This window comes from Acidovorax sp. KPB24-07, from assembly GCF_057543315.1.
Window position 1 is genome coordinate 1 of record NZ_BAAJYS010000035.1, and the last position, 25,407, is coordinate 25,407.

26 protein-coding genes and 2 pseudogenes are annotated in these 25,407 nt (G+C 60.0%); 24 read left to right on the forward strand and 4 right to left on the reverse strand.

The features are described from left to right. The 20 genes from AC27IQ_RS06820 to AC27IQ_RS06915 all read left to right on the forward strand — a co-directional run. Positions 1-433, forward strand: a 433-nt coding sequence (locus tag AC27IQ_RS06820; RefSeq protein ID WP_487089002.1) for a peptidoglycan DD-metalloendopeptidase family protein, incomplete at its 5' end; no start/stop codon positions are given. After that, a complete protein-coding gene (locus tag AC27IQ_RS06825) occupies positions 430-1,446 on the forward strand; it encodes an RluA family pseudouridine synthase (RefSeq protein WP_487089003.1) in 1,017 nt (338 codons plus the stop codon). The genes AC27IQ_RS06820 and AC27IQ_RS06825, both read left to right, overlap by 4 nt. Positions 1,447-1,596: 150 nt before the next feature. Beyond that, positions 1,597-2,364, forward strand: coding sequence for an SMC-Scp complex subunit ScpB (scpB, locus tag AC27IQ_RS06830; RefSeq protein ID WP_487089004.1), 768 nt, complete (start codon positions 1,597-1,599; stop codon positions 2,362-2,364). Further along, a complete protein-coding gene (locus tag AC27IQ_RS06835) occupies positions 2,361-3,815 on the forward strand; it encodes a pseudouridine synthase (RefSeq protein WP_487089005.1) in 1,455 nt (484 codons plus the stop codon). Before scpB ends, AC27IQ_RS06835 begins: the two co-directional genes overlap by 4 nt. Before the next feature lie 102 nt (positions 3,816-3,917). Then, positions 3,918-4,343, forward strand: a complete 426-nt coding sequence (gene ndk, locus AC27IQ_RS06840; protein WP_272568219.1) for a nucleoside-diphosphate kinase — start codon at positions 3,918-3,920, stop codon at positions 4,341-4,343. Between the two features lie 87 nt (positions 4,344-4,430). Further along, positions 4,431-5,552, forward strand: a complete 1,122-nt coding sequence (gene rlmN / locus AC27IQ_RS06845; RefSeq protein WP_284430211.1) for a dual-specificity RNA methyltransferase RlmN — start codon at positions 4,431-4,433, stop codon at positions 5,550-5,552. A 152-nt stretch (positions 5,553-5,704) separates the two neighbouring features. Then, positions 5,705-6,538, forward strand: coding sequence for a type IV pilus biogenesis/stability protein PilW (pilW, locus tag AC27IQ_RS06850; protein ID WP_284430212.1), 834 nt, complete (start codon positions 5,705-5,707; stop codon positions 6,536-6,538). After that, entirely contained in the window at positions 6,513-7,445 is a 933-nt protein-coding gene (locus tag AC27IQ_RS06855; RefSeq protein WP_487089006.1) for a helix-turn-helix domain-containing protein, read from the forward strand. Before pilW ends, AC27IQ_RS06855 begins: the two co-directional genes overlap by 26 nt. A gap of 45 nt (positions 7,446-7,490) precedes the next feature. Continuing rightward, on the forward strand, positions 7,491-8,735 hold the full coding sequence (gene ispG / locus AC27IQ_RS06860; protein WP_284402501.1) for a flavodoxin-dependent (E)-4-hydroxy-3-methylbut-2-enyl-diphosphate synthase: 1,245 nt from the start codon (positions 7,491-7,493) through the stop codon (positions 8,733-8,735). Positions 8,736-8,809: 74 nt separating this feature from the next. Next, a complete protein-coding gene (hisS, locus tag AC27IQ_RS06865; protein WP_487089019.1) occupies positions 8,810-10,144 on the forward strand; it encodes a histidine--tRNA ligase in 1,335 nt (444 codons plus the stop codon). Between the two features lie 12 nt (positions 10,145-10,156). Continuing rightward, on the forward strand, positions 10,157-10,837 hold the full coding sequence (locus AC27IQ_RS06870; protein ID WP_487089007.1) for a YfgM family protein: 681 nt from the start codon (positions 10,157-10,159) through the stop codon (positions 10,835-10,837). Next, positions 10,837-12,003 carry an outer membrane protein assembly factor BamB gene (gene bamB, locus AC27IQ_RS06875; protein WP_487089020.1) on the forward strand — a complete coding sequence of 389 codons (1,167 nt, stop codon included), beginning with the start codon at positions 10,837-10,839 and terminating at the stop codon, positions 12,001-12,003. The genes AC27IQ_RS06870 and bamB overlap by 1 nt, the downstream gene beginning before the upstream one ends. 13 nt (positions 12,004-12,016) lie before the next feature. Then, on the forward strand, positions 12,017-13,360 hold the full coding sequence (der, locus tag AC27IQ_RS06880; protein WP_487089008.1) for a ribosome biogenesis GTPase Der: 1,344 nt from the start codon (positions 12,017-12,019) through the stop codon (positions 13,358-13,360). Between the two features lie 99 nt (positions 13,361-13,459). Continuing rightward, positions 13,460-13,714: an RNA chaperone Hfq gene (gene hfq / locus AC27IQ_RS06885; RefSeq protein ID WP_272568224.1), complete on the forward strand. Its 255-nt coding sequence runs from the start codon at positions 13,460-13,462 to the stop codon at positions 13,712-13,714. Between the two features lie 55 nt (positions 13,715-13,769). Beyond that, positions 13,770-14,948: a GTPase HflX gene (hflX, locus tag AC27IQ_RS06890; RefSeq protein ID WP_487089009.1), complete on the forward strand. Its 1,179-nt coding sequence runs from the start codon at positions 13,770-13,772 to the stop codon at positions 14,946-14,948. A gap of 52 nt (positions 14,949-15,000) precedes the next feature. Then, positions 15,001-16,362: an FtsH protease activity modulator HflK gene (gene hflK, locus AC27IQ_RS06895; RefSeq protein ID WP_487089010.1), complete on the forward strand. Its 1,362-nt coding sequence runs from the start codon at positions 15,001-15,003 to the stop codon at positions 16,360-16,362. A gap of 9 nt (positions 16,363-16,371) precedes the next feature. Continuing rightward, positions 16,372-17,289, forward strand: coding sequence for a protease modulator HflC (gene hflC / locus AC27IQ_RS06900; protein ID WP_284430219.1), 918 nt, complete (start codon positions 16,372-16,374; stop codon positions 17,287-17,289). A gap of 207 nt (positions 17,290-17,496) precedes the next feature. Then, positions 17,497-18,645 (forward strand): ATP phosphoribosyltransferase regulatory subunit, encoded by a 1,149-nt coding sequence (locus AC27IQ_RS06905; RefSeq protein ID WP_487089011.1) that lies wholly within the window; start codon positions 17,497-17,499, stop codon positions 18,643-18,645. A gap of 29 nt (positions 18,646-18,674) precedes the next feature. After that, a complete protein-coding gene (locus AC27IQ_RS06910) occupies positions 18,675-20,051 on the forward strand; it encodes an adenylosuccinate synthase (protein ID WP_487089012.1) in 1,377 nt (458 codons plus the stop codon). A gap of 52 nt (positions 20,052-20,103) precedes the next feature. Further along, positions 20,104-20,628, forward strand: a complete 525-nt coding sequence (locus tag AC27IQ_RS06915; protein ID WP_284430222.1) for a phosphoribosyltransferase — start codon at positions 20,104-20,106, stop codon at positions 20,626-20,628. A gap of 178 nt (positions 20,629-20,806) precedes the next feature. On the opposite strand, the gene AC27IQ_RS06920 is transcribed toward AC27IQ_RS06915, so the two are convergent. After that, positions 20,807-21,771 (reverse strand): IS5 family transposase gene (locus AC27IQ_RS06920; RefSeq protein ID WP_487089013.1). Its coding sequence is split into 2 segments (ribosomal slippage): positions 20,807-21,475 and positions 21,478-21,771, totalling 963 coding nucleotides; the frame shifts between segments, so codons are not numbered across the junction. A 286-nt stretch (positions 21,772-22,057) separates the two neighbouring features. On the opposite strand from AC27IQ_RS06920, the gene AC27IQ_RS06925 reads away from it, so the two are divergent. From AC27IQ_RS06925 to AC27IQ_RS06940, 4 genes and pseudogenes are all read left to right on the forward strand, one after another. Then, entirely contained in the window at positions 22,058-22,321 is a 264-nt protein-coding gene (locus AC27IQ_RS06925) for an IS66 family transposase (RefSeq protein WP_487089014.1), read from the forward strand. After that, positions 22,287-22,529 carry an IS66 family transposase gene (locus AC27IQ_RS06930; RefSeq protein WP_487089015.1) on the forward strand — a complete coding sequence of 81 codons (243 nt, stop codon included), beginning with the start codon at positions 22,287-22,289 and terminating at the stop codon, positions 22,527-22,529. Before AC27IQ_RS06925 ends, AC27IQ_RS06930 begins: the two co-directional genes overlap by 35 nt. A 94-nt stretch (positions 22,530-22,623) precedes the next feature. After that, positions 22,624-22,830: a hypothetical protein gene (locus AC27IQ_RS06935; protein WP_487089016.1), complete on the forward strand. Its 207-nt coding sequence runs from the start codon at positions 22,624-22,626 to the stop codon at positions 22,828-22,830. Between the two features lie 33 nt (positions 22,831-22,863). After that, positions 22,864-23,096: pseudogene (locus AC27IQ_RS06940) on the forward strand (transposase domain-containing protein); the annotation flags it as partial. 90 nt (positions 23,097-23,186) lie between these two features. Here the strand turns inward: AC27IQ_RS06940 and AC27IQ_RS06945 are convergent. The 3 genes and pseudogenes from AC27IQ_RS06945 to AC27IQ_RS06955 form a co-directional block, all read right to left on the reverse strand. Further along, positions 23,187-23,546, reverse strand: a complete 360-nt coding sequence (locus AC27IQ_RS06945) for a sensor histidine kinase (RefSeq protein ID WP_487089017.1) — start codon at positions 23,544-23,546, stop codon at positions 23,187-23,189. After that, the gene (locus AC27IQ_RS06950) at positions 23,524-24,204 is read right to left on the reverse strand and encodes an ATP-binding protein (protein ID WP_487089018.1); all 681 of its coding nucleotides are present in this window, start codon (positions 24,202-24,204) and stop codon (positions 23,524-23,526) included. Before AC27IQ_RS06950 ends, AC27IQ_RS06945 begins: the two co-directional genes overlap by 23 nt. A gap of 297 nt (positions 24,205-24,501) precedes the next feature. Beyond that, positions 24,502-25,236: pseudogene (locus tag AC27IQ_RS06955) on the reverse strand (transposase); the annotation flags it as partial. Positions 25,237-25,407: the final 171 nt, after the last annotated feature.

The following is a 25,407-nucleotide window of genomic DNA, read 5'->3' on the forward strand; positions in this document are numbered from 1 at the left end:
CCCGCCGTGGCCGCCGCCCCCCGCTCCTGCGCCCAGCCCCGCGCCTGCGGCAACCGGCGGCGAAGACGACATGGCGTTCATCTGGCCATCGTCGGGTTCGCTCGTGGCGGGTTTCGACGAGGCCCGCAACAAGGGTTATGACATCGGCGGCAAGGCGGGCGACCCCGTGCTCGCCTCCGCGGATGGACGGGTCGTCTATGCCGGCGCCGGCCTGCGTGGCTACGGCAACCTCGTGATCCTCAAGCACAACAACACCTACCTGACGGCCTACGCCCACAACCAGACCCTGCTGGTGAAGGAAGACCAGACGGTGCGCCGCGGCCAGAAGATCGCCGAAATGGGCAGCTCCGACACCGACCGGGTGAAGCTGCACTTCGAGATCCGCCGCCAGGGCAAGCCGGTCGATCCGTCCCGCTACCTGCCGGCGCGTTGAACACGCTGCCGTCCGGCCCCGGCCTGCTCCCCGAGGGAGAGGCCGGCACCGAAGACCTGGAGGAGGGCGGCGAAGCCTCGCAGGAGATTCGCCAGTTCGCCATTGGCGAGGCGCAGCACGGTGAGCGCCTGGACCGGGCGCTCGCCGATCAGGTGCCCGAGTTTTCGCGCAGCTATCTGCAGCAATTGCTGGCCCAGGGGGGCGTTCTGCTCAACGGGCAGGCCGCGGCCAAGCCTGCGGCCCGCGTCAAGGCGGGCGATGTGGTCGCGGTGGAACTGCGGCCCACCCAGCAGAGCCAGGCCTTCCGTCCGGAGTCCATCCCCATCGACGTGGTGTTCGAGGATGCGCACTTGCTGGTCATCCACAAGCCTGCGGGGCTCGTCGTTCACCCCGCGCCCGGCAACTGGAGCGGGACCTTGCTCAACGGCCTGCTGGCCCGCGATCCCAAGGCGCTGCTGGTGCCCCGGGCGGGCATCGTCCACCGGCTCGACAAGGACACGAGCGGGTTGATGGTCGTGGCGCGCGAGCGGAGCGTCATGGATGCGCTGGTGCGCATGATCGCCGCCCGCGAAGTGAGCCGGCAGTACCTCGCCATCGGCCACCGTCCCTGGAGCGGTCCGGAGCAGCGCGTGGTCGAGGGAAGCATCGGCCGCGACCCGCGCAATCGCCTGCGCATGGCCGTGGTGGACCTGGCCACGCAGTCGGGCAAGCCCGCGCGCACGGACATCGCTCTGCTCGACAGCGTCGATCCGGTCTGCTTTGTGCGCTGCACGCTGCACACCGGGCGCACGCACCAGATCCGGGTGCACATGGCCTCGCTTCGCCATCCTCTGGTGGGCGATGCCTTGTATGGTGGAGAAGCGGCGGGGGGGCTCGCGCGCCAGGCGCTGCACGCGTACCGGCTGGCTTTCGCCCATCCAATGACCGGTGAGCCGATGGAGTTCCATGCGCCTCTGCCGCAGGACATGGAAAACGCCTTGAATTTTTGGGGCCTGCGCTACAATCGCGCCTAGCGGCTGTACCAGCCGACTCGCCCGCATGGACACACTGCAGGGCTGGGAACAGCACCAAGGTCTTTGCGTGCGGTCCCGCTGAACGAACCCTTTGACAGGCATGGCGCCCTTTTCGACACGTGGCGTCTCTTTCCCCGCAATTGCTGAACCATGAATACGGTGGACGCCAAACGGGTCCTTGAAACCGCGCTGATCTGCGCTCCGCAACCGGCGACCCTGCGCGAGTTGCGCACGCTATTCAACGACGCTCTCGGAACCGATACCCTGAAAACCATCCTGCTGGAACTCCAGCAGGACTGGGCATTGCGGGGCGTGGAGCTCGTGCAGGTCGCGACGGGCTGGCGTTTCCAGAGCCGCCCTGAAATGCGCGAGTACCTGGACCGGCTGCATCCGGAAAAGCCGCCGCGCTACACCCGGGCCACCCTGGAAACGCTGGCCATCATTGCCTACCGGCAGCCGGTGACGCGCGGCGACATCGAGGACATCCGCGGCGTGACCGTGAACAGCCTGATCATCAAGCAGCTGGAAGACCGGGGCTGGGTGGAGGTCATTGGGCACCGCGAAACCGTGGGCCGGCCCGCCCTGTTCGCCACCACGCGGCAGTTTCTGGACGACCTCGGGCTGCAGTCGCTCGACCAGTTGCCCGTGATGGAAAATCCGGCCGTGCAGGCCAGCGTGCTCGAAGCGCTGGGTTCTGGCGGCACCTTGCCGCTCGACGCACCTGCCGAGCCGGCGCCGGGGGATCACCCCCCTGTGGTAGAGGCGGTGCCTTCGGTGCCGCAGGGCTCCGAAACGGAGCCGGTCACCGGCCCATCCACAGAAGACACGCCGCGCCCATCCGACGAAGAAGACGTGCTGGCCCCCTCGCACGAGAAGCCAAAAGACGCCGATAACGGCACACCAGAGAGTCTCCCATGAACGATCCCATTTCAGAACCTGCCGACGACCAGCCCGCGTTGCCCGCTGAGGCAGACGCCAGCGTGAAGAAGCCCGCGGCCCGCAAGCCGCCCCGCAAGAAGGCGCCGAAGGCGTCCGACGCGGCAGCAGGCCAGCCGGTGGAGGCTTCTGCCGAGTCAGCGCAGGATGCCGAGGCTGTCGCTGTACCGGCCGGGACGGCGGTGGAGGCTGCCCCTGCGCCAGTGCGGACTGAGCCCGCTTCACCCAGATCGGAACGTTCTTCGGGGCCTCGCCCGGCCGCGGGGGCGCGTACCACACCGGGCTATCAGTTCGCCGACGTGGTGTCCGGCCGCCTGGATGAAGACGAGACGGCCGCCGACGCAGTGCCAGCGCGTCGCGTCCTGCTGCCGCAGGTGGAAACGCCCAAGCTGCACAAGGTGCTGGCCCAGGCGGGGCTGGGCTCGCGCCTGGAAATGGAGCAATTGATCCTGGAAGGCCGGATTTCGGTCAACAACGAGCCGGCGCACATCGGCCAACGCGTGCAGTTCGGCGATCAGGTGAAGGTGAATGGCCGGCCCATTCGCTACCGCATCGATCCCCCTCCGGCCCGGGTCATCGCGTACCACAAGCCAGCGGGCGAAGTGGTGACGCACGACGATCCCCAGAACCGGCCCACCGTGTTTCGCAAGCTGCCGCGGCTCGCCCACGGAAAGTGGCAGTCCGTGGGGCGGCTGGACCTGAACACCGAGGGCTTGCTGCTGTTCACCAGTTCGGGCGAGTTGGCCAACCAGTTGATGCACCCCCGCTTTGGCCTGGAGCGTGAATATGCCGTGCGGGTGCTGGGCGCACTCAGCAACGAAGAAAAGCAGCGGTTGCTTGACGGCGTGCAGCTCGACGACGGCATGGCTTCGTTCGGCTCCATCGAGGATGGCGGCGGCGAAGGCTCCAACTGCTGGTATCGCGTGACCATCTCCGAAGGCCGCAACCGTGAGGTCCGGCGCATGCTGGAGGCCGTGGGCCATGCGGTCAGCCGGCTCATCCGCATCCGCTACGGCGCGATGATGCTGCCCCGCGGGCTCAAGCGCGGCGCGTGGCTGGAACTGGACGAGCGCGATATCCGCGCGCTCATGCAGGCCGTGGGTGGTGGCAACAAGGCCCCCAGAGAGACGGTCGAGGCACCTGCCGGACCTGCGGACCGCAAGAGCGGCTTGCGCCGTGGCGGGCCCCGTGGTCGCAACAATGGCGCGCCGCGCGATGCGGCCGCGCCATCTTCTGCGCGCAAGCCGGGCTATGGATCTGGCGCAGGGCGCGGCAAGGACGGCGCACCCGGTGGGCGCCAGGGCGGCGGTGGCGGCGCTGGCAGCCAGCCGGATCCGATGAAGACGTCGGTGGGCTACATCGGCACGGACAGCTTGTCGCGCTACCGGCAGGACCAGAAACGCAACGGCCCGCCGCGCCGCGGCGGTCGCTGAGCCTTCGCGCCTTGGGGAATTAATCCGCCCAGTTAGAATCGAGGGCTTTGTCCGCAGGGCGAAAAAATTCAAATAGATCAACCACTCTCCAGGAAAATCAACATGGCTATCGAACGCACCCTCTCCATCATCAAGCCCGACGCAGTGGCCAAGAACGTCATCGGCCAAATTTACGCCCGCTTCGAAGCCGCTGGCCTGAAGGTGGTCGCAGCACGCATGGCCCACCTGTCGCGCCTGGAAGCCGAACAGTTCTACGGCGTGCACAAGGAGCGTCCTTTCTTCAAGGACCTGGTGGACTTCATGATCTCCGGCCCGGTGATGATCCAGGCCCTGGAAGGCGAGAACGCCATCCTGAAGAACCGCGAACTCATGGGCGCCACCGACCCCAAGAAGGCAGAAGCCGGCACGATCCGCGCTGACTTCGCAGACAGCATCGATGCCAACGCCGTGCACGGTTCCGACGCCGTGGAAACCGCTCAGGCAGAAGTGGCTTTCTTCTTCCCTGGCCTCAACATCTACTCGCGCTGATATGCGATCCACCCTTGCGCCGGAGCGCTGCCCAGGCCGCGCGCCCAGCGCAGGGGGCGGTGATCGACGTGAACAGCCTTCGCTCCGATGACCACCAATCTCCTTGACTTCGACCTCGACGGTCTGGCTGCGTTTTGCGAGCAGCTGGGGGAGAAGCGTTTTCGGGCGACCCAATTGTTCCGCTGGATTCACCAGCGGGGCGCGCACGATTTCGATCAGATGAGCGATCTGGCGAAGTCGCTGCGGGAAAAACTGAAATCCTGCGCCCATGTGCAGGCATTGCCGGTGGTGAGCGAGCATGTCTCGACGGACGGCACGGTCAAGTGGCTGTTCGACGTGGGTGACGGCAATGCGGTCGAAACCGTGTTCATTCCAGAGGATGACCGGGGCACCCTGTGCATTTCTTCCCAGGCCGGATGCGCCGTGGGATGCCGTTTCTGCTCTACCGGACACCAAGGTTTCAGCCGCAACCTGACCACAGGCGAGATCATTGCCCAGTTGTGGTTCGCGGAGCATGCGCTGCGCCGAAGGCTGGGCAGCGAAGAACGCATCATCTCCAACGTCGTGATGATGGGCATGGGTGAGCCGCTGCAGAATTACACCGCGCTTGTGCCCGCGTTGCGTGCCATGCTGGACGATCACGGCTACGGCCTGTCCCGGCGCCGCGTGACGGTGTCGACCTCGGGCGTCGTTCCCATGATGGATCGGCTTTCCCAGGACTGCCCCGTGGCACTCGCCGTTTCGCTGCACGCGCCCAACGATCCGCTGCGTGACAACCTGGTACCGCTCAATCGCAAGTACCCATTGCAGGAGCTTCTGGATGCCTGCCAGCGCTATCTGGCGCATGCGCCGCGCGATTTCATCACCTTCGAATATTGCATGCTCGATGGCGTGAACGACCAGGCAGAACATGCCCGGCAACTCATCGATCTGGTGCGACCCCGCCATGGGCAGGGTGTTCGCTGCAAGTTCAATCTGATTCCATTCAATCCCTTTCCCGCTTCCGGCCTCCACCGATCGACCCCGCAGCAAGTTGCGGTTTTCGCAAAGTTGTTGAGTGATGCGGGTATCGTTACGACCGTGCGCAAAACGCGTGGCGACGATATCGACGCCGCGTGCGGCCAACTGGCGGGAGATGTGAAAGACCGCACCCGGGCCGCCGAGCGCATGGCCAAGCAGCGCACCATCGTGCTCAAGCCTGTGATGTGATTTTCGGTGCTGCGTGACCCCCATGGGCCCGCCATCTCGGAGAGCGCCGTGACGGGCAAAGGGGTGAAGCGATGCCGCCATTGGGATTTTCAAATCACCTTTTCCGGAAGCTGGCGCATGGCACGCATTGCCCTTAAGCAGGAAGGATCTACATGACGAGATCGGTCGCGGTTGTTGAGCGGCATGCCCGATGGGCGATGGCCTTGTGCCTTGCCGCGGTCGGGTTGGCGGGCTTGAGTGGGTGCGCAGCGCCTGGCGGCTCGAATGCCTCGTCTGGCAGTGCGGAGTACGTCACGCCATCGGAAGAGACGGAAACCCGCCGCCGCGCCAGGCTCCGGTTGGAACTGGCTGCCAATTATCTTGAGATGGGCCAGACCACGGTGGCGCTGGACGAAGTGCGCCAATCGCTGACCACCGACCCGTCGTACGGCGATGCCTACAACCTGCGCGGGCTGATTTATCTGCGCCTGGGAGATCTGCCGCTGGCGGAAGAGAGCTTCCGCCGTGCACTCGGCTTTCACCCGTCCGAGCCCAACCTGCTGCACAACTATGGCTGGCTTTTGTGCCAGCAGCAGAAGTACGCGGAAAGCCAGCAGTATTTCGAGCGAGCCCTGGCCAGCCGGACCTATACCGCTCGCAGCAAAACGCTCATGGCCCAAGGCCTTTGCCAGGAGCGTGCCGGGCAGATCGCAGAAGCCGAGCAGACATTGCTCAAGGCGTATGAACTGGATGCGGGCAACCCTGTGGTGGGATACAACCTGTCGTCGCTCATGTTTCGCCGCGGCGAGATCAAGCGTGCGCAGTTCTACATTCGCCGCCTGAACAACAGCGAGTTCGCCAATGCGGAATCGCTTTGGCTGGGCATCAAGATCGAGCGGGCGTTGAGTGATTCGGTGGCGATGCGGCAGCTCGCCGAACAACTGCGCAAGCGTTTTCCTGACTCCAAAGAATTGATGGCATATGACCGAGGGGCGTTCAATGAATGAGCCGGTGGTGGGGCACGAGGGACAGCCTTTGAACAGTGAAGTCTCGCCAACCCAGGACAGCGTGACTGCGGGCCTGATGCTGCGTCAAGCCCGCGAATCCGCAGGTGTGCACATCGCGGCGCTGGCCGTGGCCCTCAAGGTGCCGGTGCACAAGCTGGAAGCCTTGGAAGCGGGTTACTTCGAGGTTTTTCCGGACGTGGTTTTTGTGCGTGCCCTGGCCTCCAGCATGTGCCGCACGCTCAAGGTGGATCCTGCGCCCGTGCTGGCGCTGCTGCCGCGCAATGAGCCGCCTGCACTGTCGGCGCACCGAGGCATCAACGCATCGTTCAAGCCTGGCAGCGGCCAGTTGGCGTCGTCTTCCAGCGGGTCGGGTTCCCGCACCGCCATCTTCGCGGTGATCGTGTTGCTGGTAGGTGCTGCTGCCGTGCTGCTGTGGCCCCATCGGCCCGATGGCGTGGCCGGAAATGAAACAGTTGCGGTGACAGGCACGGCCCCGGAAGCCGAAGGGACCAAAGGGGCCGATCCTGCCAGTCCCGCCCAGCCAGTGACTGCACTTTCGGCTCCAGCCCCGTCGGCTTCTGTGCCATCTTCCATGGCAAGCCCATCGGGCGTATCGCCTGCGGCGACGGCTGCAGTGGCGGCGCCTGAGGCCCCGGCATCTGCACCGGCAGGTAGTCCGGATGCCGCCTTGGTCATTCGCACGCGCGGAGAATCGTGGGTTCAGGTGCGCAGTGCGGCGGGAGCCACCGTCCTTCAGCGTGTCCTGGCGGCCGGCGAGAGCGTGACGGTTCCGGGAACCCCGCCATGGTCCGTGGTCATCGGCAAGGCCGACGTCACCGAAGTGGTCGTCCACGGCAAGCCTTTGGAGCTCAAAGGCGTTTCGCGCGAAAAACGTTGCCCGATTTGAGGTGAAACCGTGAATCATTTCTTGACCCCCACTTTTCCGATCGCGATGGCGGCGCCCCAGCCGCGACGCTCGCGGCAAGCCCGAATCACATGGGGCTCGCGTGTTGTCACGGTGGGCGGAGACGCACCCGTTCGCGTGCAATCCATGACCAATACCGACACCGTTGATGCAATTGGCACTGCGATACAGATCAAGGAACTGGCGCAGGCCGGCTCCGAGTTCGTCCGGATCACCGTGAACACGCCCGAAGCGGCTGCGGCGGTTCCCTATATCCGTGAACAACTCGATCGCATGGGCGAAACCGTTCCGCTGGTGGGCGACTTCCATTACAACGGGCATCGGCTGCTGACCGAATACCCCGATTGCGCCCAGGCGCTGTCCAAGTACCGCATCAACCCCGGCAATGTCGGCAAGGGCGACAAGCGCGACCGCCAGTTCGGCCAGATGATCGACGCGGCCATGCGCTGGGACAAGGCCGTGCGAATCGGTGTCAACTGGGGCAGTCTCGACCAGGAATTGCTCGCCGAGCTCATGGATGCCAACAATCGACGGCCGTCTCCTTGGGATGCGCGGCAGGTCATGTATGAAGCGCTGATCACTTCGGCCATCGAATCGGCAAAGCGCGCCGAGGAAATGGGTCTGGATGGCAACCAGATCATCCTCTCGTGCAAGGTCAGCGGAGTGCAGGATCTGGTGTCCGTTTACCGTGAGTTGGCAAAGCGCTGCGACTACGCTTTGCACCTGGGCCTGACCGAAGCGGGCATGGGCACCAAGGGAACCGTGGCATCCACCACAGCCTTGTCGATTCTTTTGCAGGAAGGCATCGGCGACACCATCCGCGTCTCCCTCACGCCGCAGCCTGGCGAGGCCCGCACCCAGGAAGTCGTCGTGGCTTCCGAAATTTTGCAGGCGCTGGGGTTGCGCATGTTCGTGCCCAGCGTGACCGCTTGCCCTGGTTGCGGGCGCACGACCAGCACCACCTTTCAGGAATTGGCCAAGCAGATCGATGACTTTCTGCGGTCGCAGATGCCGGTCTGGCGACTCAAATACCCTGGGGTCGAAAAGATCAAAGTGGCAGTGATGGGCTGCATCGTGAACGGTCCGGGTGAAAGCAAGCACGCCGACATCGGCATCAGCTTGCCAGGCACCGGAGAGGCCCCGGCCGCGCCCGTCTTCATCGACGGAGAGAAGGCCTTGACCCTGCGCGGCGACAATATCGCGCAGGAGTTCCAGCAACTCGTCGAACGCTACATCGCCGACCGCTTCAGCACGGCGGTCGCTGCTTCTTGATCTGAATTGAAAGCCGCCTTCCGAGCCTGCGCATGCGCAGGCCGCTGCTGGCGTGCCAGTCACTTAACCCATTGATGCATTCCGTGAGCAACAAGACAAGCAATCCTCTGCCAAAGACCGGCAAATTGGTGGCCGTCAAAGGCATGAACGATATTCTTCCCCCTGACTCGGCGCGCTGGGAATGGCTGGAAGACAAGGTGCGGGCACTCATGGCCCGATATGCCTATCGCAATGTGCGAACGCCCATCGTCGAACCGACGGCGCTGTTCGTGCGTGGCTTGGGCGAAGTGACCGATATCGTCGAAAAGGAAATGTATTCGTTCGAGGACCGTTTGAACGGCGAGCATCTGACGCTGCGTCCCGAGGCGACGGCAGGCGTTGTTCGTGCCGCAGCGGAGCATTCGATGCTGTACGACGGCGGCAAACGCCTGTACTACATGGGTCCGATGTTCCGCCATGAGCGTCCCCAGCGGGGCCGATACCGGCAGTTTCATCAGATCGGTGCCGAAGCCATGGGTTTCCATGGCGCTGAGGTCGACGCCGAGCTGATCCTGCTGGCGGATGCGCTCTGGAAGGAACTGGGCCTGAAAGACGTTCGCCTGGAACTCAACAGCCTTGGGCAACCTGAAGAGCGCAAAGCCCACCGCGCTGCACTCATCGCCTATCTGGAAGGCCATTCCGAGCTCTTGGACGAGGATGCTCGCCGCCGCCTGCACAGCAATCCCCTGCGCATCCTGGATACGAAGAATCCAGCCATGCAGAGCTTGGTGCAAGCGGCCCCCAAGCTCCTGGACTACCTTGGCGAAGAATCCAGGCGCCACTTCGATACCGTCAAGGCCATCCTCGATGCGAATGGCGTGGCCTGGACCGTCAATCCGCGCCTGGTCCGGGGCATGGACTACTACAACCTCACGGTCTTTGAGTTCGTGACGGAGCAACTCGGCTCCCAGGGCACCATTTGCGGCGGGGGGCGCTACGACTATCTCTTCGAGCAAATTGGGGGCAAGCCCGCGCCGGCGGTGGGATGGGCCCTTGGCGTCGAGCGTGTGCTGGAACTCGTCAAAGAGCAAGAAGCGGCCCCACCCATGCTGGTGGCCGATGCCTATGCCATCGTGCCGGACGAGAAGTCGTTGCCCGCAGTCATGGCCGTGCTGCAGCAGTTGCGGGCCTTGGGTGTGAGCGTGCAGATGCACAGCCCTGCGGTTCGGGGCGAAGGCATGGGCAGCATGAAATCGCAGTTCAAGAAGGCCGATGCCAGCGGCTGCAGGCATGCATTGATCTTTGGTTCCGACGAGCTTGCGCGATCGGCCGTGACGATCAAACCACTGCGGGAAGGCGGGGGTGACCAAGTGGAGCGGGCGCTAGATGCGCTGCCCGACTGGGCGCCCACTCTACAATCCCCCCGCTAACAGAGACCCTACATGGCAAATCACCTCGATCTTGAAGAACAAGAGCAGCTTGACCAACTCAAGCATTTCTGGAACACCTGGGGCACGCTGATCAGTGGCATCCTGGTGTTGGTTTTCGGCGCGTTTGCGGCATGGAACGGATACCAGTATTGGCAGAACCGACAGGCGGCACAAGCCGCTGCGCTGTCCGATGCCGTGGAAACGGCTGCGCAGGCAAAAGACAACGCGCGTTTGGAGCAGGCTTTCGGCGACCTCAAATCGCGGTATGGCGGTACGACAAAGGCGGGGCAAGCCGGTCTTCTGGTGGCCAAAAGCTTGGTGGAAAGCGGCAATCCAGACGGTGCCAAGGCGGCCCTGGCTTGGGTTGCCGACAATGCTTCGGATGCGGGCTACAAAGCACTGGCCAAACTGCGACTTGCCAGCCTACTGATGGATCAAAAGGCATACGACGAAGCGCTGAAGCAGTTGTCTGGAGGTTTTCCTGCAGAGTTCGATGCCTTGGTTGCGGACCGCAAGGGCGACGCATTGGCGCTGCTGGACAAGAAGCCGGAAGCCATCGCTGAATACCAGCGTGCCTACAAATCGCTGGAAGAAGGCATGGAGTACCGCCGCTTGGTCGAGGTGAAGCTCCATGCCCTGGGTGTGCAGCCACAACTCATTGCCTCGGCAGCGGCTGCAGGAGACTCCAAATGATGCGCAGTCACATGGGTTTCCGTGCAATGCGTTTGGGTACGCCACGCGCAGCGGTCGCTGCGGTGGCAGCGGCGTGCTTTCTCCTGGCCGGCTGCTCCCTGTGGAGCGGTCCCTCAAAGCCGAAACCCGCCGAGTTGGGTGCGAACGTGCCAGTGATCGGTGTGCGTCAGGCGTGGACGTCGAAAGTGGGCGGCATCGGTCGCCTGCCGCTGGATGTGCATGTCAATGGCAACACAGTGACGGTGGCTTCTTCGGATGGCGTGGTCGCTGCCGTCGATGCGCGCACCGGCGGTGATGTCTGGCGAGCCAGCCTTGGCACGCCTTTGTCTGCTGGTGTGGGCAGCGACGGCAAGTGGGCCGCTGTGGTTTCCGTCGATAACCAGTTGATTGCCTTGTCCGATGGCCGCGAGATCTGGCGCAAGCCGCTGTCCGCGCAAGCGTACACAGCGCCGTTGGTTGCGGGCAATCGCATCTTTGTCTTGGCGGCCGATCGGTCCGTTTCTGCGTTTGATGCTGCTACGGGGCTTCGTTTGTGGAATCAACCCAGGCCGGGAGAGCCTTTGGTGTTGCGCCAGTCGGGTGTATTGACGGCGGTGGGCGACACGCTGGTCGCGGGACTGGCGGGCCGGATGGTCGGATTCAATCCCGACAATGGCACGGTACGTTGGGAAGCGCCGCTGGCCAGCCCCAGAGGAACCAATGACGTCGAGCGGCTGGTTGAATTGGTCGGCCGCACCAGCCGCGAGGGCGACAGTGTTTGTGCCCGTGCTTTTGTGTCCACGGTGGGCTGTGTGAACACGGTGCGAGGGACTGTGGCCTGGACACAGCCGGCCAACGGAACGGAAGGCATTCACGGCGATGACACCACGATTTTCGGCACGGAGAGCAATGGCGTGGTGGTTGCCTGGCGGCGTGCCGATGGCTCGCGCGCTTGGTCTTCGGACCGACTTCAATACCGCCGCTTGACCGCACCGCTGTTGCTTGGCAGGTCGGTCGTCGTCGGAGATGACACGGGTTTGGTGCACCTGCTTTCGCGTGAAGATGGTTCACCGCTGAATCGGATGACCACGGATGGTTCGGGCATCGCTGCAGCGCCGGTGTCGGCCGGTGGCACTCTGGTGGTCGTAACGCGCAATGGCGGCGTTTACGGCTTTCGCCCGGATTGACGGGTTGATCTGGATGAAACCAGTCATCGCTTTGGTCGGTCGCCCCAATGTGGGGAAATCCACACTCTTCAACCGGCTGACGAAATCGAGAGATGCGATCGTTGCCGACTTTGCAGGCTTGACGCGTGACCGGCACTACGGGAACGGAAAGCAGGGCAAGCACGAATACATCGTGATCGACACCGGAGGCTTCGAGCCCGATGCCGCCAGCGGCATCTACCGCGAGATGGCCAAGCAGACGCAGCAGGCCGTTGCGGAGGCCGATGTCGTCATCTTTGTTGTCGATGCCCGCGCCGGGCTTTCTGCTCAGGACCATGACATCGCCAACTACCTGCGGCGCCTGGGCAAGCCCTGCCTCCTTGTCGGCAACAAGGCCGAGGGAATGCGCGAGGGGGTGCAGCTCGTCGAGTTCTATGAGTTGGGGTTGGGCGAGGTCTATCCCATTTCAGCAGCCCACGGACAGGGTATTCGCAGCTTGGTTGAGTTGGCTCTGGAGCCTCTGCACTTGCCGGATCCGGATGAAGACGCGGAAGCTGAAGACAAGAGCGTGGTCAAGCTTGCGGTAGCTGGTCGCCCGAATGTCGGTAAGTCCACCCTGATCAATACGTGGCTGGGCGAGGAGCGCTTGGTGGCATTCGATATGCCAGGGACCACGCGGGACGCCATTTCCGTTCCTTTCGAGCGCAATGGCCAGCGTTTTGAGCTGGTCGACACCGCAGGCTTGCGTCGAAAAGGCAAGGTGTTCGAAGCCATCGAGAAGTTCTCGGTGGTGAAGACACTGCAAGCCATTGAGTCTGCCAATGTGGTGCTTCTCGTCCTCGATGCGACACAGGGGGTCACCGACCAGGATGCGCACATCGCTGGATACATTCTTGAAAGTGGCCGCGCGGTGGTTTTGGCGGTCAACAAATGGGATGCCATGGACGACTACGGTCGCCAGCTGCTGGAGCGCTCCATCGAGACGCGGTTGTCGTTCCTCAAGTTTGCGTCGTTGCATTTCATTTCGGCAAAGAAGCGCCAGGGGTTGGGCCCTTTGTGGACATCCATCGTGCAGGCCCAGAAAGCGGCGATGTGCAAGATGTCCACGCCCGTATTGACGCGGTTGTTGCTGGAGGCGGTGCAGTTCCAGGCACCCAAGCGTTCTGGCATGTTCCGGCCAAAGTTGCGATACGCCCACCAAGGCGGCATGAATCCGCCTGTCATCGTGGTTCATGGCAATTCGTTGGAGCATGTCACGGAAGCGTACAAGCGCTTCCTAGAAGGCCGTTTCCGCAAAGAGTTCGATCTGGTCGGGACCCCTCTTCGCATCGAGTTGAAGACGTCGCACAATCCCTTCACTGACAAGGGTGACCACTAGCCCAGCGCTTGCGAGGGGTTTCGTCGGTTTTCCTTCGATACCCTTGCAGCTGTGGTAAGGTGCCGCTTTACAACAATATTCCTGAACACGGAGAATATCGTGAGCAACAAAGGCCAACTTCTTCAAGATCCCTTCCTGAACGCGCTTCGTCGCGAGCATGTACCCGTCTCGATCTACCTCGTGAACGGCATCAAGCTTCAGGGCCAGATCGAATCATTTGACCAATACGTGGTGCTGCTGCGTAACACGGTCACCCAGATGGTCTACAAGCACGCCATCTCCACCATCGTCCCAGGTCGCGCTGTCAATTTCTCGACGGCCGAAGCGCCCGACGCCGAGGCCGGTAACTCTTGAACGAAGGTGGTATGCCCGACGGGCATGTAACGGATACGCCTTTGGGCGGATCGTCTTGAGTTCATACGATACGCCTGACTCGCCGAAGACGCCAGTCATCCTGGTTGGCGTTGATTTTGGTTTGCCCCATTTCGACGGTGAGTTGGAAGAGTTGGGTCTGCTTGCTCAGACGGCGGGCTTGAATCCAGTGGCGCGAATCACCTGCAAGCGCAAAGCCCCTGATGCCGCCTTGTTTGTAGGCAGTGGCAAGGCGGACGAGATCCGGCTGCTCGCGCAGATGCACCAGGCGGTGGAAGTGCTGTTCGACCAGGCCTTGAGTCCGGCGCAACAACGCAATCTCGAACGGCATCTGGATCTTCCAGTCAATGATCGAACGTTGTTGATCTTGGAAATCTTTGCCCAGCGTGCCAGAAGCCATGAGGGCAAGCTGCAGGTAGAGTTGGCAAAACTCCAATACCTGAGCACTAGGCTTGTCCGGCGCTGGTCCCATCTGGAGCGTCAGCGCGGGGGCATTGGAGCCCGGGGTGGGCCCGGCGAAACACAGATCGAGCTTGATCGAAGAATGATCGGTGAGTCGATCAAGCGCACGCGCGAAAGACTCGAAAAGGTCAAGCGTCAGCGCTCCACGCAGCGACGCCAGCGCGAGCGCCGGGATACCTTCAACATATCGTTGGTGGGGTACACGAATGCCGGTAAATCCACACTGTTCAATGCACTGGTAAAAGCGCGAGCGTATGCCGCAGATCAGCTGTTTGCCACATTGGATACGACGACTCGCCAACTCTATCTTGCAGAGGCAGGGCGATCGGTGTCTTTGTCGGACACCGTGGGATTCATTCGTGATCTTCCCCATGGACTGATTGATGCGTTCCAGGCCACTCTCCAGGAGGCAGTGGATGCAGATCTTTTGCTGCATGTGGTGGATGCATCGAATCCCAACTTTCCAGAGCAAATTGCGGAAGTCCAGCGGGTGCTCTCTGAAATCGGCGCTGCGAACGTGCCCCAGATACTGGTCTTCAACAAGCTGGACATGTTGTCGCCCGACCAACGGCCGGAAGTCCTGAATGACATCTACGACATGCAAGGTACCCCCGTTCAGCGGTTCTTCCTGAGTGCTGGCTCTGGAGAAGGGCTTCCTTCCTTGAGGCGCGGATTGTCGGGCAGCGTGCCCAAGGCCCAGCCGACATCCATGACCCTAGGTGCCGATGCTGAATTGCCTCCAGACAGTGCCTGATTGGGCACAATGCCGCTTTGTTCACGTATTCAGAGAAACAGAGATTTTGCGAATGAATCCTCAAAGCCGTACCCCGCGCTGGGCCATATTGCCTGAGCGCATCCGGGGAATGTTGAATCTGAATGACCCCCGGTGGGGTCGTGGCGATGATAAGAACGATGGCGCGGGAAACTCCGATTCGGAGCGTCCTCCATCTACGCCTCCATCGGGTAATCGAGGACGTGACAAAAATACGGCCGGTCAGCCTCCTGACCTGGATGAACTCTGGCGTGACCTCAATCGCAAGCTGGGCGGTCTGTTTGGTGGGAAGCAGGGTGGAGGCCGCGGTCCTTCCGGCGGGGGCTTCCAGCCAGATATGAAAAATGCGGGTTTCGGCGTCGGCTTGATTGCTGCAATTGCGGTTCTGATCTGGCTTGGGACCGGGTTTTTCATTGTGCAGGAAGGTCAGCAGGCCGTCATAACGCAGTTCGGGAAATACAAGAGCACGGTGAATGCCGGTTTCAACTGGCGGTTGCCTTATCCAATTCAGCGTCACGAACTCGTTTTCGTGACGCAGATTCGGTCTGCTGATGTCGGTCGGGATGTGGTGATCAAAAGCACTGGCTTACGTGAATCGGCAATGCTGACTGAAGACGAAAATATCGTCGAAATCAAATTTGCTGTGCAATATCGTTTGAACGATGCCAGGGCCTGGTTGTTTGAGAGCCGTAACCCAGCAGATGCCGTGGTGCAAGCAGCCGAAACAGCGGTGCGGGAGATCGTCGGCAAGATGCGGATGGACACCGCCTTGGCTGAAGAGCGAGATCAAATTGCGCCAAGGGTGCGTACCCTCATGCAGACGATCTTGGACCGCTACAAGGTTGGTGTAGAGGTTGTGGGCATCAATTTGCAGCAGGGGGGAGTGCGTCCTCCTGAGCAAGTACAGGCAGCTTTCGATGATGTTCTGAAAGCGGGGCAGGAGAGAGAGCGGTCCAAGAACGAAGCGCAAGCGTATGCCAACGATGTCATTCCCCGCGCGGTCGGGTCTGCCTCTCGGTTGGCTGAAGAAGCTGCAGCTTACAAGTCGAGGATTGTGGCTCAGTCTCAAGGCGATGCGCAGCGGTTTAGTTCGCTGCTTGCCGAATATCAAAAGGCGCCTCAGGTGACAAGGGACCGCCTGTACATTGAATCAATGCAGCAGATCTACACGAACGTCACCAAAGTGCTGGTGGAGTCCCGTCAAGGGTCGAATCTCCTATACCTGCCCTTGGACAAGATCATGCAGGGTGTCGCACAGACTGGTGCTGCAGCCTCGAATGATTCCTTGCCGCCAGCGGCGTCGTCTGCTGTTCCGCCTTCGGGAACTGCTTCCACATTCCCCGCTGACCCCCGTGCTCGGGACTCCAGCCGTACGCGTGAGCGCGAGTCTCGATAGGAGCGCATTGTGAACAGAGTCGGATTTTTTGTTTCCACTGTCTTGGTTTTGCTCGCTCTTTTGAGTTCGACCTTGTTTGTAGTGGACCAGCGCCAATTCGGTGTGGTCTACCAGCTTGGACAGATCAAAGAGGTTATTACGGAGCCAGGTCTGAACTTCAAGATGCCTCCACCTTTTCAAAATGTGCGATACATCGACAAGCGGTTGCTCACACTGGATAGCACTGATACCGAATCGATGCTCACTGCAGAAAAGCAGCGGGTTGTAATTGACTGGTATGTACGCTGGAGGATCTCCGATCCATCTGCTTACATTCGCAATGTTGGTCTTGATGAGAATTCTGGAGCTTTGCAGTTGAATCGGGTCGTGCGCAACGCCTTCCAAGAAGAGGTCAACAGGCGGACAGTCAAAGAACTGTTGTCTCTTAAGCGCGATGCATTGATGTCGGACGTGAAGCGCGAGGTGCTGGAGGTTGTTCAAGGTGCCAAGCCTTGGGGCGTTGACGTCGTCGATGTGCGCATCACTCGGGTCGACTATGTTGAAGCCATTACGGAATCCGTCTACCGTCGTATGGAGGCGGAGCGGAAGAGGGTGGCCAATGAACTGCGGTCCACAGGGGCTGCAGAAGGCGAAAAAATTCGTGCTGATGCGGACCGTCAGCGCGAAGTCGCCATCGCCAATGCCTATAGAGATGCGCAGAAGGTGAAGGGCGAAGGTGATGCAGAAGCCGCTCGTGTTTATGCAGAGGCGTTTGGACGTGACCCTCAATTCGCGCAGTTCTATCGTAGCCTGGAAGCCTACAAGTCAAGCTTCAATAAGAAGAGCGATGTCATGGTGGTAGACCCGTCCTCCACTGAATTTTTCAAAGCTTTCCGTGGAGGTGTGGCCAGTCCTGGTGCTGCACCTTCCCCCACTACACGCAAGTAGAATACACGGATAGCGCGCTCTCGCTGGGCGCGCTTACTTTTTTGTGAATTCTGACACTGCTGTCTTGGTGCAGCACGTGTTCCGTCGATCCATTGCCTCGATGGCGCGTGCATTTGAGCGCTTGGTCAGTTCGCAGCGCTCTGTGGAGGCAGTCACTGCTGACTGTCATGCCGGTAGAATCGCGTTTTTAACAGCCTCCCACTTTCCATGTCTGCCTGGGTCCTGCCGGATCACATTGCCGATGTCTTGCCCTCCGAGGCTCGCCACATCGAAGAACTACGTCGCGGGCTGATAGACACCGCTCAAGGCTACGGCTACGAGCTAGTCATGCCTCCCTTGATGGAGCACCTGGAATCATTGCTGACGGGCACGGGCGAGGCGCTCGACCTTCAGACCTTCAAATTGGTGGATCAGCTGTCGGGACGCTCATTGGGCGTACGTGCGGACATGACACAGCAGGTTGCCCGCATTGATGCCCATTTGCTTAACCGCAAAGGTGTCACGCGGCTTTGTTATTGCGGGCCTGTGCTGCATACGAGGCCCGATCGCCCCCATGCTACGAGAGAGCCGCTGCAGTTTGGTGCTGAAATTTATGGTCACGCTGGTCTAGAAGCTGATCAAGAGGCGGTTTTGCTGGCGTTGCACTGTCTGCGTGTGGCTGAAGTTCGTGATACCAGTGTGGATTTGGCTGATGTGCGCATCGTGCGGCGCCTTCTCGCTGACCTCTCTTTGGATGCGCTAACGGTACGCAGAGTCCATGCCGCACTTGCTGCCAAGGATGCGAGCGAATTGGCAAGTCTCACGCGCAGCTTTCCTTCCGCATCGCGTGATGGGCTGAATGCGCTACTGAAGTTATATGGTGACGTTTCTGTTTTGGACGAGGCGCAAAAAGCGCTTCATCACGTTCCCGGCGTAGACGAAATATTGTCCAACTTACGATCTTTGGCCGCTCACCTTGTAGGGTCCAGCGTCACGTTCGATTTGGCGGACTTGAGGGGATACGCCTACTACAGCGGAACTCGCTTCACCATCTATGCCAAAGGGGCAAGCGATGCTGTGGTTCGTGGTGGTCGGTACGATGAGGTTGGAGCGGTGTTTGGCCGCAACCGGCCGGCAGCCGGGTTTAGTTTGGACATCAAACAACTGGTAGGAGTCGTCTCCCCACGGGCGTTGAAGACTGCTATCAGGGCTCCGTGGATACAAGATCCCGGAGTAAATGAGGCCGTTGCCGATTTGCGAAGCCGCGGTGAAACCGTTGTGTGCGTTTTTCCTGGTAATGAGAGCGAGTTCGACGAGTTTCGTTACGACCGAGAGTTGGCCAAAGTTGCTGACCGTTGGATCGTAAAAGTTATCTGAAGCATTAGCTATATTGAATCGGGTTTGAAATGAAAGCAACCAAAGGTCGAAACGTAGTCGTTGTAGGCACCCAATGGGGTGATGAAGGCAAGGGAAAGCTAGTAGATTGGCTTACTGAAAGCGCCCAAGGCGTTGTTCGTTTTCAAGGCGGCCACAATGCAGGCCACACTTTGGTCATCAATGGCGTCAAGACGGCATTGCACCTGATTCCAAGCGGCATCATGCGGCCGGGCGTCAAATGCTACATCGGCAATGGTGTCGTACTGTCGGTTGCGAAGTTGTTTGAAGAAATAAAAGGCTTGGAAAAAGCTGGGGTTGAGGTTCGATCGCGCCTTCGAGTAAGCGAAGCCTGCCCACTCATTTTACCCTTTCACGTAGCCATCGACGTGGCCCGAGAGGCTGCGCGCGAGCACCAAGGGACCGAAAAAATAGGAACAACAGGTCGTGGCATTGGTCCTGCTTACGAAGACAAAATTGCTCGACGCGCACTTCGTGTCCAAGACCTGAAGTATCCAGCCCGTTTTGCTGAAAAGCTGCGTGAGTTGCTGGCACTGCATAACCATGTTCTAAAGACTTTTTTAAACTCCGGCTCTTTTGTTTTTGGCGAGTCGTTGGCACCCTATTTGGTTGACGGAGAAGTGCAATTCAATGCGGTCTTCGACGAGGCTATGCAACATGCGAAACTGCTTGGTCCCATGATTGCAGATGTATCTAGCGAATTGAATGCCGCCCATGTAGCGGGAGCCAATTTGCTTTTTGAGGGTGCACAGGGAACCTTGCTGGATGTCGACCATGGCACTTACCCCTATGTGACATCCAGCAATTGTGTCGCTGGCAATGCTGCTGCGGGATCTGGCGTGGGGCCCAACCTGCTTCACTATGTTTTGGGCATCACCAAAGCCTATTGCACGCGGGTTGGAGGAGGTCCTTTCCCTACGGAGCTGGATTGGGAGGTTCCTGGTACACCGGGTTATCACATGAGCACGGTAGGCGCGGAAAAAGGCGTCACTACAGGCCGCAGTCGCCGTTGTGGTTGGTTCGATGCGGCACTTTTGAAGCGAAGTGCCCAAGTCAATGGACTGACAGGGCTTTGTATTACGAAGCTGGACGTGTTAGATGGGTTGTCGGAACTCATGCTTTGCACAGGGTATGAGCTTGATGGAGCACACATCGAAATTTTACCGATGGGTGCAGAGGAGATTTCCCGCTGCACTCCCATTTATGAGTCGATTCCCGGCTGGTCTGAATCGACTGTGGGGGTGACAAGATATGAAGAGCTACCTGCTAATGCCAGAAGGTATTTGGAGCGAATTGAGGAGGTGACTAGGGTTCCAATTGCTATGATTTCCACAAGTCCTGATCGAGATCACACCATTACATTGCATAACCCATACTTGGTAAGTTGAAATTTACTAGTTAGTCACTGTGTGAGGTTGGTGCGTGAATCAGGAGTACTGAATGTTAACGGAAGACGGTAAGCATCTATATGTGAGTTATGATGAATATCATGGCTTAATTGAAAAATTGGCACTTAAGATTCACCAGTCTGGTTGGGAGTTTGATACGATTTTGTGTCTCGCTCGTGGCGGGTTGCGTCCTGGTGATATTTTGAGTCGAATATTTAGCAAGCCGCTTGCAATCATGTCCACTAGTTCATATCGCGCAGAAGCGGGGACAATTCAAGGGCACCTGGATATAGCGAGATTTATCACTACACCAAAAGGCGAAATCGCAGGTAAGGTACTTTTGGTAGATGATTTGGCTGATTCTGGGCATACTTTGAATGCGGTTATAGAATTGCTGAAGACTCAATATGCTCCCATTGTGGAGTTGCGGAGTGCTGTAATTTGGACTAAGGCAATTTCAAGCTTTACCTCGGATTATTCCGTTGAATTTTTGCCTACTAATCCTTGGATTCATCAGCCTTTTGAGGGATATGATAATTTGAGTCCTGAGAAATTAATGGATAAATGGCGATTATGATTTTGGCTGCAACTTATATAAAGAGTTTTCTAGGGAAGCTCTGCAGAAAACACGCACGAGCGTGCTGATGCCCTGAGCCAGTTGGAATGCGATGCGGCCAACCTGATTTATCTCAACTCCGGTGCCTGTGGCACGAACTGGCGGCCTGAATGGCCGGTTTGGCGAACTGCGTGCGCACTCATGCCGATGCTCCCAGCAGTTTGCGCCGCACCATCCAGAGATTGGCCAGCGCAAACAGCGTGTGCAACTGTGCTGTGTTCTTGCCCAGCCCTCGGTAGCGCACCTTGATGTGGCCGAACTGGCGCTTGATCACTCGGAACGGGTGTTCCACCCGCGCCCGAATGCTGGCCCTCACGCGCTCCAGTTTCCCGGTCAGGGCCTCGATCGGTTTGGCCGGGTCGAGCAGGCGACGTTTGCCGGGCCGCATGGCGATGTGCCAATTCACGTCGCGCCTGGCATCTGGGCGTTGACCCGCGCCTTGGTAGCCGGCATCGGCATAGACATCCCGGTCGCTTGCGCGCACCAGACTGTTGGCCTCGATCACATCATTGACCGCGCCACTGGTGCCGCGCACGGTATGCACCAGGCCCGAGTCGGCGTCCACTCCGATATGGCACTTCATACCGAAGTACCACTGCGGTCCCTTGCGGCTTTGTTTCATCTCCGGGTCGCGCTCTCCGCTGCTGTTCTTGGTCGAGCTGGGTGCTGCGATCAAGGTGGCATCCACCACCGTGCCGCTCTTGAGCATCACGCCCTTGGCGCTGAGCAGATCGTTGACGGTCTGCAGGATTTGCGCAGCCAATTTGTGCGTCTCCAGCACATGCCGGAACCGAAGGATCGTGCTCTCTCGTCGGGCAGCCGCTCGTCCCAGCCTTCCAGGCCCGCGAACTCGCGGAATACCGGCATGTCGTGCAGCGCTTCTTCCATCGCCGGGTCGCTCAGCGCGAACCACTGCTGCATGAAATGGATACGCAACATGGTCTCGCACGAGAACGGAGGACGCCCCCGCTTGCCTTCGGGTAGGTACGGCGACACCAGGGCCACCAGTTCGGCCCACGGTACGACCTTTTCCATCTCATCCAGGAATTCCCGCCGCCGCGTTCGCTTCGCCGTCATTCCCAAGCCCAGGCTGTGCTGCTTCATGTGACTTATCGTCTCAGTGCTTCACGCCGGTGCCAAGGATGCCGCGGGGCGATTTATGCAGACCTTCCCTAAGCGTCAGATCCTGCCACCATACCTGCCACGGCGCGATGTTCAACACGAGACTGAAAACATCACCTGCCGCACCCCGGGCTGCGGCTGCCAGTTCAAGCGCATCGGCGAAGACATCTAGGAGAAACTCGACTACCTATCGGGCAGCTTCGCGGTCGAGCGGCATGTGCTAGGCCAGTGGGCTTGCGCCAAATGCCAGACGCTCATCCAGGCGCCGGTGCCGGCGGCTGTCATTGGCAAAGGCATCGCAACTGCCGGCCTGATGGCGAATCTGGTCGTGTCCAAGTACATTGATCACCAACCACTATTCCGCCTGGAGGCCATCATGGGTCGCTCGGGTGTGTCCGTTTTCCGTTCCACTCGGCCGAGTGGGTGGGCACCATCGGCGTGCAAATGGCGCCAAATGATCCAGGCCATGCTCGAGGACCTTCTCATCAGGCCATGTATTGCATGCCGACGAGACACTGGTGGTCATGCTTAAGCCGGGCCTTAGCGAGACGCATCGTGCTTACCTCTGGAGTTACTGCACCATGGTCTGGAATGACATCAATGCGGTCGTCTTCGACTTCACCGCGAGCCGGACCGGGCGCACAACGCCCGTCGCTTCCTGGGCATCGGTGACGGCGGGGTGGGCGGCTGGCGCGGCACGCTCATCTGCGATGACTACTCGGGCTAAAAGCAATCCCTGAATGCAGGCGTGACCCAAACGGGTTGCCTGGCACATGCACGTCGCAAATTGCATGAGTTGTGGTCAGCCACACCAGTATCCTGGCCGAGCGCGCCTTGAAGCTGTTCTGCGTCCTCTACGACGTCGAGCGTGAGGTCAAGGAAATGGACGGGCAGCAAAGGCTGCGCATCCGCCAGATCAAGAGCCGGCCGGCGGCCAATCTGCTGCATGCCATCGTTGATGGCCAACCAGAAGAAACCCACCCGATGGCAGCGCGACAGCCAAGGCCGTCGACTACAGCCTCGAACGCTGGGCGGCGCTGACGCGCTTCATTGACAACGGCGATCTGGCAGCCGAACAACCGCATCGAAAACATGATCCGCCCAATCGCGTTGGGACGCAAGAACTGGCTGTTCGCTGGCAGCCTGCGCGCGTGCCAGAGAGCTGCAGCCATCATGAGCCTGCTGCACACACCGCACGACTTAACGGGCTGGAGCCCTACGCTTATCTCAAGAACGTGTTGGAACGACTGCCGAAGCAACTTAATACCCGCATCAGAGATCTATTGCCATACCGCGGGCAACCCTGATCAAATTCATCCCTGGCGTCCACGTCACTGTGTCGCAAAACGCGAGCGTACGATGAACTGGAAGGTACTTGGTGCAGCGTGGTTTTCCCCTTACGCCAGCCCCCGCAGCGGCAAGCTGATCGTGAATACGCATCCCTTGCCCGGCCTGTCTTGCACTGTCAACCGCCCGCGATCTGCCTCGACACTGCGCTTTGCGATTGAAAGTCCCAGTCCGAGGCCCCGCTTGTCGTCGAAGCCTTGCTTGAAAGGCTTGAACATCGTGTCAGCGCTTCCTTCGGGAAGCCCACCACAGCAATCTTCGACATCGATGTTGATCGAATCAGCGGACGTCTGCGCGCGCAGCGTGACCTCGCTACCAGGACGAGTGAACTTGAAGGCGTTCTGTAGCAAATTGCCGAGTGCCGCCATTAGCAGTTCGCGATTGCCTTCAATCGCGAACTGGGCATCCACTTCCGAGATGCGAAGCACGCACCCCGTGTCGGCCGCGTAGAGCTGCGCAACGCGACCGGCATCGGCCAAAAAAGATTGCGAGCGAGAAGATTCGCGGATGCAAGGGTGCAAGAGCCGCGTCGCGAACAGCCGCCAAGGAATCGTTGATCAAACCTTCCATCGAGCTAAGGCTGCGTCTGAGAACCGCACCAGTCGAGCCGCCAACCGGAAGCCTGCCTGACTCCAGGGCTGCGAACGCGAGCTTGGCGACGTGCAAGTGGTTGCGCAACTCGTGCGCGAAAAAGCCAAGCCGTTCGTTCTCATCCTCGACCTGCCGTCTTGCCACTTCGACGTCGCGCTGGGCAGCAAATTCGGTCACTGCATCGGCGATGGCATTGTCCAGGCAGCGGTTCAGCGTACGGAAATGGTCTACCGAAAATGGGGCGTCACGTTCGACGGCGAGATCAGTGATTGCCTGACACAGGTCGCCATAGTCATGGACAACTTGATCTACGGTGTAGCCGAGTGCAAGCAGTTCGCCGCCATGAACTGTCGCCGAGACGCCCATCTCAGTGAGCGCCGAGCCTTCGCCCCCAGACGCCCCTGAAATTCGCATTCCTCCTGCAATGTCACCGTCATCCTCGGCCTCGATGGTGCGAGTCAGCTGATCAAGAAACATCGGAATGCCGTGTGATAGTTGCTCAAGGGTAGCGCCTCGTAAAGGTCGCTGCGCAACTTTGGCTTTGCATCGCTGAATGAGCTCTTCGCGATTGTTCAGTAGAAATCCGCGCATGTTGATCGCCTTGGTGGGGCTGCGGCATGGCGCCAGTCGCAGCGAGGTGATGGCGGAATCGTCTCGCGTCGCCTGGGTTTGGCACAGTATGCGCCAAGGTCAGTGTCCCCAGTTCCTGCCGATCCAGCGGCATGCAGGGAATGTTAAAAAAAATGCAAGGTGCTTTTGTCATACGCATACCGATGACGTGGCGAGATAACAAATCGATCACCACGCTCAGGTACAGCCAGTCTTCTTGGGTGCGGATGTAGGTAGTGTCCGTGACCCAAGACTGGTTGGGCTCGCTGATGATGAAGCGTCGCTGCAGGCGATTGGGCGCAACCACAGCAGGCTTGTCACCACGACCTCCAATCCGTCGCCAGTAGCCCATCTGGAAAAGCAGTTCTTCGAGCTTGAGCAGAAGAGCCACGCGGTGCTTGCCGCACGTGTCGCCCAGATCGCACATGTTCATGGTCAGCTTGCGCTAGCCGTAGACGCCACCACTCGCCAGCCAAGTGGCTTGAGAAGGCCCAACAGACGTTGATCGTCCTTGCCACGAGACTCGTCGGCTTGGTCTTCCAGACGTAATAGCCGCCGGGATGAGCGGCCATGCCTTGCGAAGCCTGCGAACGCTGTGCTTGTGTTCATGGCGCTGTATGAACGCGTACTCACCGGACTGCTTGGCAAAGTACGCTGCGGCCTTTTTTGGGATGTCGCGCGCTCCTCGGTGAAACGCTTGAGCTCGCCTTTAGCCGTCGCAGTTTGTCTGTCTGCGAGGCCTGCGCCTGCCGATCACTGATCGACGTGCGGTGAGTCTTGAGCCATTGATAAAGACTGTGCTGGACTCACGCCCAGCCGGGCTGGCACCTTGTGGCCGCGCATGGTGATCTGCTTGACCGCGCAATCCTTGAATTCTTCAGGATATCTCTGCCTACTCATGGCACCTCCTGTTGGGCCTCAGGCTTCAGGCTCGGAGGTGCCTGGTGAAATCTGATACGCGCAGTTGGCATTGATCCAATAGCGTTGTTCGTGGATGCGTTGGAGGCCGGAGTGAGGGGAGGGGCTTGATGACAATTTTTTGTCATCTTTTTCCTACGGGGGTGAGGAAAG

Excerpts from the sequence above, each read along its gene's own strand:
- scpB (WP_487089004.1), top strand. The coding sequence starts at position 1,597 with ATGAATACGGTGGACGCCAAACGGGTCCTTGAAACCGCGCTGATCTGC.
- AC27IQ_RS06835 (WP_487089005.1), top strand. The coding sequence starts at position 2,361 with ATGAACGATCCCATTTCAGAACCTGCCGACGACCAGCCCGCGTTGCCC.
- ndk (WP_272568219.1), top strand. The coding sequence starts at position 3,918 with ATGGCTATCGAACGCACCCTCTCCATCATCAAGCCCGACGCAGTGGCC.
- rlmN (WP_284430211.1), top strand. The coding sequence starts at position 4,431 with ATGACCACCAATCTCCTTGACTTCGACCTCGACGGTCTGGCTGCGTTT.
- pilW (WP_284430212.1), top strand. The coding sequence starts at position 5,705 with ATGACGAGATCGGTCGCGGTTGTTGAGCGGCATGCCCGATGGGCGATG.
- AC27IQ_RS06855 (WP_487089006.1), top strand. The coding sequence starts at position 6,513 with ATGACCGAGGGGCGTTCAATGAATGAGCCGGTGGTGGGGCACGAGGGA.
- ispG (WP_284402501.1), top strand. The coding sequence starts at position 7,491 with ATGGCGGCGCCCCAGCCGCGACGCTCGCGGCAAGCCCGAATCACATGG.
- hisS (WP_487089019.1), top strand. The coding sequence starts at position 8,810 with ATGCATTCCGTGAGCAACAAGACAAGCAATCCTCTGCCAAAGACCGGC.
- AC27IQ_RS06870 (WP_487089007.1), top strand. The coding sequence starts at position 10,157 with ATGGCAAATCACCTCGATCTTGAAGAACAAGAGCAGCTTGACCAACTC.
- bamB (WP_487089020.1), top strand. The coding sequence starts at position 10,837 with ATGCGCAGTCACATGGGTTTCCGTGCAATGCGTTTGGGTACGCCACGC.
- der (WP_487089008.1), top strand. The coding sequence starts at position 12,017 with ATGAAACCAGTCATCGCTTTGGTCGGTCGCCCCAATGTGGGGAAATCC.
- hflK (WP_487089010.1), top strand. The coding sequence starts at position 15,001 with ATGAATCCTCAAAGCCGTACCCCGCGCTGGGCCATATTGCCTGAGCGC.
- AC27IQ_RS06905 (WP_487089011.1), top strand. The coding sequence starts at position 17,497 with ATGTCTGCCTGGGTCCTGCCGGATCACATTGCCGATGTCTTGCCCTCC.
- AC27IQ_RS06910 (WP_487089012.1), top strand. The coding sequence starts at position 18,675 with ATGAAAGCAACCAAAGGTCGAAACGTAGTCGTTGTAGGCACCCAATGG.
- AC27IQ_RS06915 (WP_284430222.1), top strand. The coding sequence starts at position 20,104 with ATGTTAACGGAAGACGGTAAGCATCTATATGTGAGTTATGATGAATAT.
- AC27IQ_RS06950 (WP_487089018.1), bottom strand. The coding sequence starts at position 24,204 with ATGTTTCTTGATCAGCTGACTCGCACCATCGAGGCCGAGGATGACGGT.